This window comes from Vibrio sp. GLN_1, from assembly GCF_043106015.1.
Taxonomy (GTDB): domain Bacteria; phylum Pseudomonadota; class Gammaproteobacteria; order Enterobacterales; family Vibrionaceae; genus Vibrio; species Vibrio parahaemolyticus.
Map to the genome: position 1 here is coordinate 81,260 of NZ_JBICMD010000016.1, position 12,074 is coordinate 93,333.

Below are 12,074 nucleotides of genomic sequence, written 5' to 3' on the forward strand. Positions count from 1 at the left end.
ACATAATAAAAACAGTAGCACATCAACCGCATTAACAGTTCGAAAACCATTCATTAACCGAGACAAACCCAGTATCAAAAAGAAATTATCCGCGACTTTGTCTCAAGCTATGTATGCAATTGAACTTAGTTTTCGAATTCACTGTACTGTGAAATCATAGTTTTCAACTGAACTGATTGCGTTTGTCCCATTCTATCTTTCCAACTGGTCGTAATAGTAATGGTTTTAAGAGATCCAGACACAGTAGCCGACGGCACAACCCACTCCACTGTATACGCACCAGTAGCGGAAGATCCTGTTGCAATAGAGGCAAAGCTAGCCGTAGAGATCGTCGAAAGCGCATCCGAGGCTCCACGCGTACGGAACCATTCCAATTTATTTTCAGCAAGACGCAACGCTTCAATACTTTCTATCGCATAGTCGGATTCTCGTTCGAGATACACGTTTAGCTTTGTTAAACCTAGAGCCCCGACACCGATAAGCAAAAAAGAAATTAGAACCTCAAGAAGGTTAAAACCTTTTTGTTTAGAGATCATTCCAAGAGCCTCGCTGCCACTTTAGTTTCTCAATGTACTTGCCGCTCTTTCCACCATTGTAGGCAGGTATCAAAGATCCATTTAATTTTATAGTTCTATCTTCTGCATCTAACCCTATCCCGCCATCAAGCTTCAATGAACCATCTAGCAAAAAAGCATATTTATTAAAGTCATTATTAATATCATGCTTGTGAAAAGAAGTAGGGGTTACACCTATATCATTTTTAGAATCAAAAAGATCAATCCATATTTCTTTAACATCCAACACAGTTGGCTTTGAAAGGTATTGGTAAAGAAGTCCATCAAAATAACTCATACTTTGACTGTAGAGAACACCATCATAAATAATAAGCTGAATAGCATTATCTACAGGCTGAGTAGTAGAACCAAAAATATTTCCTGATATTGCGCAACTGCCATCGACCCAAAACCTTCGTTTTCCAGCAGCGTAAGCATTAGCTAACTTAGTATGGCATGACTTAACCCAACCTTTAGGTGTCTTACCGCTAGCAATTACAACGCCAACAGGATCCGCTTTAATCTCGTTTTTGAGTTTTGCTACGTTAACTGCGTTGAAATCCATAGTGAATAAGTCTTTGAAAACCGAAATATTTGCAACATTTTCTTTGATATCTTCATTTTTATTCGAAGTGCTAGTAGTAGCTAGGTAGGTTGGACGTTTGGTTTCTTCAAATAAATTGGATTTGTGCGAATTCTTACAAGTAAAGCTAGGAGCCCCTAAAATCCCAGTAGCATGACTACTGACTGAACTGTCCACCGTCAGAAAGTGCTCATCAGAACCACTTACACTTGCTACATAACTCACGGTTCCACCAGCAATAATGGATGTACACTCACTGTCAGACGACAAACCTTTTGCTTTAGGGACAAAGTGCATTGAGCCAGTAAGCTCTACCGACGCACTCGTTTTTAGTACTGCACCAAGGCCGTTTCCTGTCGAAATTATCACTTTACTTAAATTTGTATTTCCCTCTTTAGATGTAACCAAATATTCATAATCGCTGAGCTTTCTTATCGTAGTAGATACTGCACAGCCCAGTAGAGTAATTGTTCCCGAAGGAGGAAGTACTAACATCTTCTCCTTTATTTGTGCAAAAGCACATTCCAATCCTCCTTCAGCCTTCCAATGTTCTTGTCGAGCTTTTAGTTCATTCTGAGCCACTTTTAATTGAAAGAATACGCCCTTTGATGATGCGAGAGATGCAATCAAAGCAAACAATAATAGTATGGATGTTACTAACAACGTCGTGTATCCAGAACATCCAAATTTAGATCTCATTGCCAATTCCTTTGCTTAATTGAAAACTCTGCAACTTGATTAATTACGCCGTCTACAGTTTGTAAAGCCAAAGTAACATCCGTTACAGCGCTAATATTTGTGCCATTCGTTACGACTTTAGAATTCACTGTAAAATTCGTCACTTGAAAAATATCTTCATCAAATAGAGAACGGCAAAAATCCACACCATCAAAAGACAGTATTTGGGCTTGGGATACTACACCATTCTCACAGATTACAAGTTTGCTATCTCGCTTCTCATACTTAATATTTCTATAGTTTTTATTTAACGGAGAGTCATCTCTAAAATAAACAAACCCAATAGAAGATGCACCACTAACTGTTATTGTTTCCGAGGCTCCGGATAATTTAAGAGACATACCATGACCACCATCATAACCCGCTCTTTGAATATCCTCTTTCATGACAGCTAGAGTAATATTAAGCCCTTGTAGCAAATTTAGTTCTAAGCTTTTTTCTTTCGCTGTTTGTTGTATGCTAATAAATATCGAACCAATTATTCCTAAAACCATGAGTCCAATTAGAGAGCTAATCATGAGTTCAATCAAAGAGCTACCTATTTGGTAACGTCTGCTAGCATTTAAGGTAATCATACAATTTAGCTCCAGACATACTACAAACTTTTATTCGCCCTGGCGGATTAGAAAGTGCCACTTTTAATTTTGTACTTTGCTCACCGGTCGGGAAGAACTCGATACTTCCGCTTTGCGGTCGACCTCTCACTTCCTCAAAACTCATTTTTTTAGTCTCATAACTATGTAACACTGATAATTCTGAAAACTGTGTCCCGGAAAGGTGTAAAATAACATTCCCCGCACCACTTTCTGCATCGGTTAAGGTGATTGACCAAGCACCTTGACTCACTACATTGCCTTTATTCATAGAGAAATGGACATATAGTTTTTTATTTCGTACGACTGCTTCAGATTTACTTTGGCTCAAAAAACCGACCAACTCTGTTGCAAGTCTCTGCATTTGTACTGTTTGAGAAACACGACTAAAGCTTGGCGCTGCAAACGCTAATATAATACTCAGTACAGCAACAGTGATCATAAGTTCCAACAACGTAAACCCGCGAGGCATTTCCCAAATTCCTATGCAAACGGCTAGTCGACCGTAATTCATCTTGCACAGATGCTATCACCTGCCAAAAATAGGCGGAAAAGTGAAAAGGAAACTACTCGTGATGATTCGAATTTCTCGTTGTAACAGCTACAAAAAAAGATTGAGAGGGATGACATTGATCGAATTACTGATAGCCGTAACGATCGTCGGAATCATTGCAGCAATCGCCTACCCTTCTTATACCAATCATGTGATCAAGTCCCATAGAACGGTTGCCTTGAGCGATCTTAGTCGAATTCAACTGGAACTAGAGACATCTTATGATGGTGGGTATGACTGGAGTCATATTATTTCTGGTGGCGCCTGTACTCTATGTGATTCCGACACAGATCGATTTTCGTTCGATATTGCGAGCTCTGCAAGCACAGCCTACACCATTACAGCAACAGCAAAATCGGATCTTGGGCAGGACGACGACGAGTGCTTGAATGGCACTACAACTATCACTTTAACGTCAACGAATGTTGAATCACCAAGTGCTTGCTGGAACTAAAAAACTACAAATGCAAAAAGGCCTGCGTTTCAGCAGGCCTTTGTTTTTGAGCTTTTAATAAACTTATCTTAGCTGGTTAAATCATCAAAGAACTTCTTCACACCATTGAAGAAGCCTTCAGATTTTGGTTTGTGTTTAGTTGCAGCTTCACCGCCACAAGACTCTTCAAACTCTTTCAACAGTTCTTTTTGGCGAGAGCTTAAGTTAACTGGCGTTTCTACAACCAATTTAACGATCAAGTCACCAATACCACCGCCACGGACACCTTTCACACCTTTACCGCGCATACGGAACATACGGCCAGTTTGTGTTTCTGACGGCACTTTTAGGCTTACTCGTCCATCAAGTGTTGGAACTTCAACTTCGCCGCCGAGTGCAGCCATAGCAAAGCTTACTGGCACTTCACAATAGAGGTTATTGCCGTCACGCTCGAAAATGTGATGCTCTTTCACGTGTACTTGTACGTATAAATCACCTGATGGTGCACCCATTTCTCCCGCTTCGCCTTCGCCAGATAGACGAATGCGATCGCCGGTATCCACGCCAGCTGGGATTTTAACGTTAAGTGTTTTCGTTTTTTGCTTGCGACCTTGACCATGACACTCATTACAAGGGTCTTTAATGATCTTACCTTTACCATGACAGGTAGGACAGGTTTGCTGAACAGCGAAGAAACCTTGACGCATTTGCACTTGGCCATGGCCATGACAGGTACCACATGTTTCCGCTGATGAGCCTTTCTTCGCACCGCTACCGTCACAAGAGTCACAGTGAACCAGTGTCGGAACTTCAATCTCTTTAGTTACACCACGAACGGCTTCTTCTAGCGTTAGCTCCATGTTGTAACGTAAGTCGGCGCCACGTTGCGCGCGATGACCACCGCCACCACGGCGACCGCCACCGAAGATATCGCCAAACACATCACCAAAGATGTCGCCGAAGTCAGCACCGCCTCCACCAAAGCCGCCGCCGAAACCACCGCCACCTTGTTCAAAAGCAGCATGGCCATATTGGTCATAAGCCGCCTTTTTCTGAGAGTCGGTTAGAACTTCGTACGCTTCTTTTACTTCTTTAAACTTGTCCGCCGCAGACTCATCACCCTGGTTTCTGTCTGGGTGGAATTTCATCGCTAGGCGCTTGTACGCCTTTTTGATATCACGCTCTGAGGCATCACGGCTTACGCCTAATACTTCGTAAAAATCACGTTTTGACATGTTCTTCGTCACCAGTTAATTACTACAAACGGCATCGATTCACCGCTTGGTGTTTGTATCGTTCTAGGTAAGTGCACTTATTGCAAAATACTTAACTAGAAAGACAGCGTTTACAAACAGACGGGCGTAAGAGTCACCCCAAACGCCCGCACACCGAAGTCGTATCGACTCCAGATGGCTTTGCAGCCATCTGGTTAAGAAAGATTATTTCTTGTCGTCTTTAACTTCTTCGAACTCCGCATCTACAACGTCGTCATCTTTTGGCTGTGCGCCAGCGTCAGCACCTTGTGCTTGTTGCGCTTGAGCTTGTTGTTGAGCGATTTCCATTAGTTTTTGAGCAGCAGTCATAAGAGCTTGAACTTTCGCGTCAATTGCTTCTTTGTCTTCGCCTTTACGTGCTTCTTCTAGCTCAGAGATAGCAGTTTCAATCTTCTCTTTCTCTTCAGCTGGAAGTGCGTCACCCGCTTCTTCCATTTGCTTACGAGTACCGTGAATCATTTGGTCTGCTTGGTTACGTGCAGTTGCTAGCTCTTCGAACTTTTTGTCCGCTTCTTTGTTAGCTTCTGCTTCTTGAACCATTTTCTCGATTTCGTCGTCGCTTAGACCGCCAGAAGCTTGGATTGTGATCTTCTGCTCTTTACCAGTCTGCTTGTCTTTCGCTGATACGTGTAGAATACCATCCGCATCAAGGTCGAAAGTTACTTCGATTTGTGGCATGCCACGTGGTGCAGGCTGGATGCCCTCTAGGTTAAATTGACCTAGAGACTTGTTGTACATCGCTTGCTTACGCTCACCTTGTAGAACGTGGATAGTTACCGCGCTCTGGTTGTCTTCTGCAGTAGAGAAAACTTGGTTCGCTTTAGTTGGGATAGTTGTGTTCTTCTCAACTAGCTTAGTCATTACGCCACCCATAGTCTCGATACCTAGAGACAGTGGAGTTACGTCTAGTAGTAGAACATCTTTAACTTCACCAGCAAGTACACCACCTTGAACTGCAGCACCCATTGCTACTGCTTCGTCAGGGTTCACGTCACGACGCGCTTCTTTACCGAAGAACTCAGCAACTTTCGCTTGAACCATTGGCATACGAGTCTGACCACCAACTAGGATTACGTCAGTGATATCGTTTACTGATAGGTCAGCGTCAGCTAGAGCTACTTTTAGTGGCTCAAGAGAGCGTTGTACTAGGTCTTCAACTAGAGATTCTAGTTTCGCACGAGTCACTTTGATGTTCATGTGCTTAGGACCAGTTGCATCAGCAGTAACGTAAGGTAGGTTTACGTCTGTTTGAGAAGTAGAAGAAAGCTCAATTTTCGCTTTTTCTGCTGCTTCTTTAACACGCTGCATTGCTAGTGGATCGTTTTTAAGATCGATACCTTGCTCTTTCTTAAACTCGTCTACTAAGTAGTTGATTAGACGGTTATCAAAGTCTTCACCACCTAGGTGAGTGTCACCATTAGTTGCTAGAACTTCGAATGTTTTTTCGCCTTCAACTTCATCGATTTCGATGATTGAAATATCGAATGTACCACCACCAAGGTCGTATACAGCGATAGTGCGGTCACCGCCTTTCTTGTCTAGGCCGTAAGCTAGCGCAGCTGCTGTTGGTTCGTTGATGATACGTTTAACTTCTAGACCTGCGATACGGCCAGCATCTTTCGTTGCTTGACGCTGTGCATCGTTAAAGTAAGCAGGTACTGTGATAACTGCGCCAGTTACTTCCTCACCTAGGAAGTCTTCAGCAGTTTTCTTCATTTTCTTAAGAACTTCAGCAGAAACCTGAGGAGCTGCCATTTTTTGGCCTTTCGCTTCTACCCAAGCGTCACCGTTGTCAGCCTTAACGATTTTGTAAGGCATGATTTCGATGTCACGCTGAACTTCTTCGTCTTCAAAACGACGACCAATTAGACGCTTAATTGCAAATAGCGTGTTAGTTGGGTTAGTTACTGCTTGACGTTTCGCAGGTTGACCTACTAGCGTCTCACCGTCAGTGTAAGCAATAACCGATGCAGTAGTACGTTCACCCTCTGCGTTTTCAATTACACGTGGTTTGTCGCCGTCTAGTACAGCAACACATGAGTTAGTAGTACCTAAGTCAATACCAATGATTTTACCCATCTGGCTATCTCCGAATAAATTCTATTTTCGTTTGGTTATAACCCCAATGTGGGGGGAGGAGAATCGGGTTTCAACCCTTGCTCACAAACAAAAATAATCAATGTTTGCTTCTCTATGCCACATAGATAAGGGCGTCAAAACGCTTTTCAAGGGCAGAATTGAAAAAAAGCGTATTTTTTATGAATTAATTGATTTCTTTCAAGCTTGTTGGGAATGCATCACATTCCAGAGACAACTTCCAAAGTAAACATGATGAAAAGCGGTTATTTTTCTGTGACATAAAAAACAAGAAAGCGAGCTCATTCCGCTCGCTTTCTGTATATAGATTCAACTCTATTGTTCAAGACTAGGCATTAGCTTGTGCAGGCTGCGCCTCTACTTCTTCTTGATTGCCAATCTCACCTTCTGTTTTGGCGACAATAGTGTTCACTGCGGTATCCCCTACCACGTTAGAAGAGGTACAGAACATATCGTTGATACGGTCAACCGCTGCAATGATAGCTAAACCTTCTGGTGGAAGACCCAATTGGTGAAGAAGCACACCAACCATCACTACACCACCACCTGGTACGCCACCAGCACCAATAGAAAGAAGAAGAATCGTCAGACCGAGTGTAAACACATCAGCGGTGTTAATTGGCTGGCCAAACGCGTTAGCAACGAAGATTGTAGCAAGCGCGATGTAAATAGATACACCTGACATGTTCATCGTCGCGCCTAGCGGTACACCAAAACCCGCAACTGATTTAGAAACTTGCAGTTTCTCTGTCAGAGTACGCATGGTTACAGGGATGGTTGCATTTGAACTTGCCGTAGATAGGGAAAATAGGATTTGTTCACGAGTTGCGCGGAGAAACGCCTTTGGAGATGTTCCAGTCGTAATGCCAACAGCCATTGGATAGAAGATGAAAATCCAGAACACAAGCATAGCCACGACAAGCGCAACGTAACCTGCAACAGACATCAGTGTATTCGCATTTAAGGTTGCACCTAGTTGAATCATCAGAGCAAACACACCGTAAGGTGCTAGACTCATGACCAAACCAACCAGCTTCATCATGATCTCATTGGCCATCTTAAACGTGCGGATAGCAGGGCCTCCACGAGAGTCCAGAGCTTGAATGGCTAGACCTGTCAAAATAGCCATAAAGATAATTTGTAGCATGTCGCCGTTAGCAAAAGCTTGTACTGGATTGCTTGGTACAATGTTTACCACGAGCGAGAAAATATCTGGTGTTTCAGTTGTCGTCAGTTTGACGGTTTCAGAAACCGTACCCGCTAAGTTTGCACCAGCACCCGGTTGGAAAATTAAACCTACGGTCAACGCTGCTGCGATCGCAATGATGGTATTGAGAATGTAGAGAGTAAAAGTTTTCCCACCAAGACGACCAAAAGCACTAATGTCTTTCAAATCGACAATGCCGCACACGATTGAAACATACACAAGAGGCACAACCAAAAGCTTGATCAGCGAGACAAACATGCCGCCAACCCCTTCTGCCGTTCCAAGTAGGTAAGTATCAAAAATCGCAATACCACTAAATAAGTACTGAATAGCTGTGCCCAGCACAAGGCCGGCAAACAAGCCTATGAAAATCTTACTAGAAAGCGATTTATCCATTATAAATCTCCGATATGTTGTGTTTACTATTTACATTTTTGTAGTTATATCTGCTTATTTCTAAAGCAGTGGTCGCAAATAATACATATCAAAGTTACAAAATAAAGCGATAATTTACATTTTTGTTAACAACAAAATTCAGCAAAACAAACTATGAATACATTCATATTCAGAACAAAACTCACTTAGTCAAATGATAACAACCAGTTATCGGTTTAAGGTTGTATAACTACGCAGTTGATAGAAAGAAAATTCCCTATAAGAAAAAATATCCCAAATAGGAAAAACTTTGAAAGGGATCAAATTTTAGATATCGATGGTTCAGCGAGACGGAGGGAGCACGCCTTTGTTTAAAACAAAAATGCCCATCACAAACGTGACAGGCATTTTGTATTTACTTTGCAGTGACTTGCGTCGTTATTTAGCAACCATGACCATTGCAGGACGAATCACACGGCCGTTTAACTCATAACCCTTCTGCATAACAAACATCACGGTGTTTGATTCATGATCTGGGCTTTCTTGAATAGACATTGCTTGGTGGAATTCAGGGTTGAACGTTTCGCCTTCAGGGTTGATTTCTTTCAAACCAAACTTAGCAACCACATCAACAAACGTCTTGTGGGTCAGCTCAACACCTTCAAGGATCGGCTTAATCACTTCGTTTTCTGTATCTGCCGCTTGAATCGCACGCTCTAGGTTATCGATAACAGGAAGCAGTTCTTCAGCGAACTTGTTAAGAGCGTATTTACGCGCTTTGTCGATTTCCTGTTCAGTACGACGACGCATATTTTCAACTTCAGCTTTTGCACGAAGCACTGCATCTTGCTGATCTTTTACTTTGGTTTCGCTAGACAATAATGCCGCTTCTAGTTGAGCAATCTTAGCGTCTTTCTCGTCACCAATTTCTTCAAGTTCTGCTTCAGCTTCTTGAGCTGCAGCTTCTACTTTTTCAGCCTCTTCGATGATTTGATCAAGCTCTTCTTCTGTAACTTTGTTTTCTTCGTTGCTCATGATATCTCCAGAATTCAACGTAATGCCCTTAAAGCCATGCTCGTTTTGCGGGCTTTAACCACATAAAAATTCGCATATTTAGGTAACTTGCCATTATTATGGGGATGAAGATTCCTGATTCAAGCCTCTTTAATGCGGAAATGCTATGAAAAATCCATGTAACGTGATCGCGATTATCGGAAAACCAAGAGATCAACAAGCGATTCAGACTCATAAAGAGCTTTACGAATGGCTGACCTCAGAAGGTTACAAAGTGTTTATTGACGATCGCCTTGCAGCGATTTTGGACGAGATCCCGCAAAACCACTTCGCCAGCTTAGTTGAGTTGGGCAAAAACGCAGATCTTGCGATAGTTGTCGGTGGTGATGGCAACATGCTGGGTGCAGCGAGAATTTTATCGCGTTTTGACGTGCCTGTGATTGGCGTAAACCGTGGCAATCTAGGCTTTTTAACTGATTTAAACCCAGACGATTTCCAAGCGGCACTCAAAGCCGTACTTGCGGGAGAGTACATTGAAGAAGAGCGTTTCTTACTTGAGGCAGAAGTGCATCGTCATGGTCAAATAAAAAGTCATAACGCCGCTTTAAACGAAGCCGTACTCCATCCTGGGCAAATCGCACATATGATTGAGTTTGAGGTGTACATTGATGAAAGCTTTGCCTTCTCTTTACGCGCCGATGGGTTGATTGTCTCCACACCAACAGGCTCGACAGCATACTCACTTTCTGGTGGTGGCCCTATTCTGTCACCAAGCCTGAATGCCATTTCACTGGTGCCTATGTTCCCTCATACCTTATCTAGCCGACCGTTGGTGGTTGATGGCAAACGTAGAATCAAACTGATTGTGTCACCAGAAAATCGCGGTACACAAGAAGTAAGTTGTGATGGACAAGTGTCGCTGCCAGTTTCTCCCGGCGATGAGATCCACATTTATCAAAGCCCAAATGTGCTCAAACTCATCCATCCGAAAGACTACAGCTACTATCACGTATTAAGGAACAAACTCGGTTGGTCTAGTAAGTTATTCTAGCTTTCATGAACACGAATTTAAGCCAGTTGCTGATTGCTGCTGGCTTTTTTCTTTTTGGGGATAACACGTAAAGACTTACTAATAAGGCGACGCGATATATCCTGCCGTTAAAACGAAATTTATAAACTTTGATCCTGTGTGCAAAGTTTAACTTATTCCAGAAAAGCAAATTGAATGGAGTATGTCGGGTGATATTCTCACCATGAATAGAGTATTAACTCTATTTCATAAAATCAATAAAGGACATACTATGAAAAAAACTATCATTCTGTCTGTTCTCAGTACATTAGCACTGATTGGCTGCCAATCTGAAGATACTAAAGTGACAAACGTATCTAATGCGCGTGCGGACGACATTACACAAACCAAACGGGAACTTGCTCAACAACTGAGCAAAAACTATACGGCAATTGAGCCTATGTTGAGAAGAGATATTACTGCTCAACAAACCAATGTTCCTGTCTCCTCTTTCATTGAGCAAAACCCTACTGCAGAATTTAGCCAACAGCTCGTTGAAGCCGACGCTCAAATTCGTAGCTGGAAAGGCATTACTGAATTCTCAGATCAATTGCTAGAAGTGCGCTTAGCCAACGAAAAAATGCTAGGAGCATGGCTTAATGGCGACGTTGCGCCACTCTTTGCCTTTGAACCAAGCGGTGATGATGAAAGCTGGCAATACATCGAAGCGTTTGACGTTTACGGGCAAATTCATCAACTTGATGTGTATCAGCTTCCTGACGTTCCCGTTCTAGTTGTCGATAACAACAGCTCTGCAGAGCTCAAAGCAGGCTTACAGGCGATGCAGGCAGAAATGAAAAAGCTGGGTCAGCCAGCTCTAATTCAGCCTTATTATTCAGAGAGTCAAAAACAATCTTCACCAACGCTACAAAGCGCAGCGACAAGTGATGTCGCTCCGATTCAAACAACTCAACTGAAGAAAATTCGCTTAGCGGATGACAAAGAACCGTGGATCTCTGGCAAAGCAGAGGTTTACGCCATCGTGACAGGTGTCAATCCAAGCCGCGACGAGCCGACAATTGATCTGGTAGAGCTTCCTTACTTGGATTACGACAACCAAGATTACTACCCAAATCAAATCATCATTCACTGGTCTCGCTACCGCTGGGGCGCTGCAGATATTGTTCTGATGGAGCAAGATGACGGCACAGACTACAAACAGCTGGCTAAACTATTGGTGCAAGTCGCTGAAGAAGTTCTGAAAGCCATCCCAGATCCGCAAGTTCAGGCATACGCAGTCATCCCACAAATCACAAACAAGATCATCGATGCAATTCCAGATGGTGTGCTTACCAACGATGATGACTTTGTTGACGTTTTCTACACGTTGATGCAAGACACGTCGTATGTCGATCACCCAGGAGCAAGTGTTAATGCTGTCGTGACACTAGAGCCACTGACGATCAATCCAACTCGCCCATAACCCTTTCAATTTCAATGAGTCGTTGTCGAGACTTCGACTCATTTTTCCCACCTCATCACAAAAAATAACCTGTTAGATAAAAATATTCCCGCTCATCTTTACTGTATAAAGAAACAGTATATACTGTTCTCATATACAGTATTGTTCAGTTATACAGGTAA

11 protein-coding genes are annotated in these 12,074 nt (G+C 42.7%); 3 read left to right on the forward strand and 8 right to left on the reverse strand.

The annotated features are described in order from the left end of the window. Positions 1-125: 125 nt before the first annotated feature. Genes ACF8OV_RS08125 through ACF8OV_RS08140 form a run of 4 tightly spaced genes read right to left on the reverse strand, consistent with a single transcriptional unit; the run spans position 126 to position 2,940 of the window. The gene (locus tag ACF8OV_RS08125; protein ID WP_021823009.1) at positions 126-536 is read right to left on the reverse strand and encodes a prepilin-type N-terminal cleavage/methylation domain-containing protein; all 411 of its coding nucleotides are present in this window, start codon (positions 534-536) and stop codon (positions 126-128) included. Further along, complete coding sequence (locus ACF8OV_RS08130) at positions 526-1,836, reverse strand: hypothetical protein (RefSeq protein WP_021453869.1); 1,311 nt, start codon at positions 1,834-1,836, stop codon at positions 526-528. The genes ACF8OV_RS08125 and ACF8OV_RS08130 overlap by 11 nt, the downstream gene beginning before the upstream one ends. After that, entirely contained in the window at positions 1,833-2,450 is a 618-nt protein-coding gene (locus ACF8OV_RS08135) for a PilW family protein (RefSeq protein WP_005496288.1), read from the reverse strand. The genes ACF8OV_RS08130 and ACF8OV_RS08135 overlap by 4 nt, the downstream gene beginning before the upstream one ends. Continuing rightward, entirely contained in the window at positions 2,431-2,940 is a 510-nt protein-coding gene (locus ACF8OV_RS08140) for a GspH/FimT family pseudopilin (RefSeq protein WP_021454347.1), read from the reverse strand. Before ACF8OV_RS08140 ends, ACF8OV_RS08135 begins: the two co-directional genes overlap by 20 nt. A 103-nt stretch (positions 2,941-3,043) precedes the next feature. On the opposite strand from ACF8OV_RS08140, the gene ACF8OV_RS08145 reads away from it, so the two are divergent. Beyond that, complete coding sequence (locus ACF8OV_RS08145; protein ID WP_005483031.1) at positions 3,044-3,475, forward strand: type IV pilin protein; 432 nt, start codon at positions 3,044-3,046, stop codon at positions 3,473-3,475. Between the two features lie 68 nt (positions 3,476-3,543). On the opposite strand, the gene dnaJ is transcribed toward ACF8OV_RS08145, so the two are convergent. The 4 genes from dnaJ to grpE form a co-directional block, all read right to left on the reverse strand. Beyond that, positions 3,544-4,689, reverse strand: coding sequence for a molecular chaperone DnaJ (dnaJ, locus tag ACF8OV_RS08150; protein ID WP_005482993.1), 1,146 nt, complete (start codon positions 4,687-4,689; stop codon positions 3,544-3,546). Positions 4,690-4,893: 204 nt separating this feature from the next. Then, positions 4,894-6,807, reverse strand: coding sequence for a molecular chaperone DnaK (gene dnaK / locus ACF8OV_RS08155; RefSeq protein ID WP_025625949.1), 1,914 nt, complete (start codon positions 6,805-6,807; stop codon positions 4,894-4,896). Positions 6,808-7,153: 346 nt separating this feature from the next. Beyond that, positions 7,154-8,428 carry a dicarboxylate/amino acid:cation symporter gene (locus ACF8OV_RS08160; RefSeq protein ID WP_017448814.1) on the reverse strand — a complete coding sequence of 425 codons (1,275 nt, stop codon included), beginning with the start codon at positions 8,426-8,428 and terminating at the stop codon, positions 7,154-7,156. A gap of 417 nt (positions 8,429-8,845) precedes the next feature. Further along, on the reverse strand, positions 8,846-9,442 hold the full coding sequence (gene grpE / locus ACF8OV_RS08165) for a nucleotide exchange factor GrpE (RefSeq protein ID WP_005455958.1): 597 nt from the start codon (positions 9,440-9,442) through the stop codon (positions 8,846-8,848). A 145-nt stretch (positions 9,443-9,587) separates the two neighbouring features. Here grpE and nadK point away from each other — a divergent pair, with 145 nt between their 5' ends. Continuing rightward, positions 9,588-10,472: an NAD(+) kinase gene (gene nadK / locus ACF8OV_RS08170; protein ID WP_005455932.1), complete on the forward strand. Its 885-nt coding sequence runs from the start codon at positions 9,588-9,590 to the stop codon at positions 10,470-10,472. Positions 10,473-10,722: 250 nt separating this feature from the next. Further along, the gene (locus tag ACF8OV_RS08175) at positions 10,723-11,913 is read left to right on the forward strand and encodes a DUF3103 domain-containing protein (RefSeq protein ID WP_029830846.1); all 1,191 of its coding nucleotides are present in this window, start codon (positions 10,723-10,725) and stop codon (positions 11,911-11,913) included. The last annotated feature ends 161 nt before the right edge of the window (positions 11,914-12,074 follow it).

What these genes read in the sequence shown, in the direction of transcription:
- ACF8OV_RS08140 (WP_021454347.1), bottom strand. Translation starts at nt 2,940, where the DNA reads ATGCCTCGCGGGTTTACGTTGTTGGAACTTATGATCACTGTTGCTGTA.
- ACF8OV_RS08160 (WP_017448814.1), bottom strand. Translation starts at nt 8,428, where the DNA reads ATGGATAAATCGCTTTCTAGTAAGATTTTCATAGGCTTGTTTGCCGGC.
- ACF8OV_RS08175 (WP_029830846.1), top strand. Translation starts at nt 10,723, where the DNA reads ATGAAAAAAACTATCATTCTGTCTGTTCTCAGTACATTAGCACTGATT.
- grpE (WP_005455958.1), bottom strand. Translation starts at nt 9,442, where the DNA reads ATGAGCAACGAAGAAAACAAAGTTACAGAAGAAGAGCTTGATCAAATC.
- ACF8OV_RS08130 (WP_021453869.1), bottom strand. Translation starts at nt 1,836, where the DNA reads ATGAGATCTAAATTTGGATGTTCTGGATACACGACGTTGTTAGTAACA.
- dnaJ (WP_005482993.1), bottom strand. Translation starts at nt 4,689, where the DNA reads ATGTCAAAACGTGATTTTTACGAAGTATTAGGCGTAAGCCGTGATGCC.
- dnaK (WP_025625949.1), bottom strand. Translation starts at nt 6,807, where the DNA reads ATGGGTAAAATCATTGGTATTGACTTAGGTACTACTAACTCATGTGTT.
- ACF8OV_RS08135 (WP_005496288.1), bottom strand. Translation starts at nt 2,450, where the DNA reads ATGATTACCTTAAATGCTAGCAGACGTTACCAAATAGGTAGCTCTTTG.
- nadK (WP_005455932.1), top strand. Translation starts at nt 9,588, where the DNA reads ATGAAAAATCCATGTAACGTGATCGCGATTATCGGAAAACCAAGAGAT.
- ACF8OV_RS08145 (WP_005483031.1), top strand. Translation starts at nt 3,044, where the DNA reads ATGATTCGAATTTCTCGTTGTAACAGCTACAAAAAAAGATTGAGAGGG.
- ACF8OV_RS08125 (WP_021823009.1), bottom strand. Translation starts at nt 536, where the DNA reads ATGATCTCTAAACAAAAAGGTTTTAACCTTCTTGAGGTTCTAATTTCT.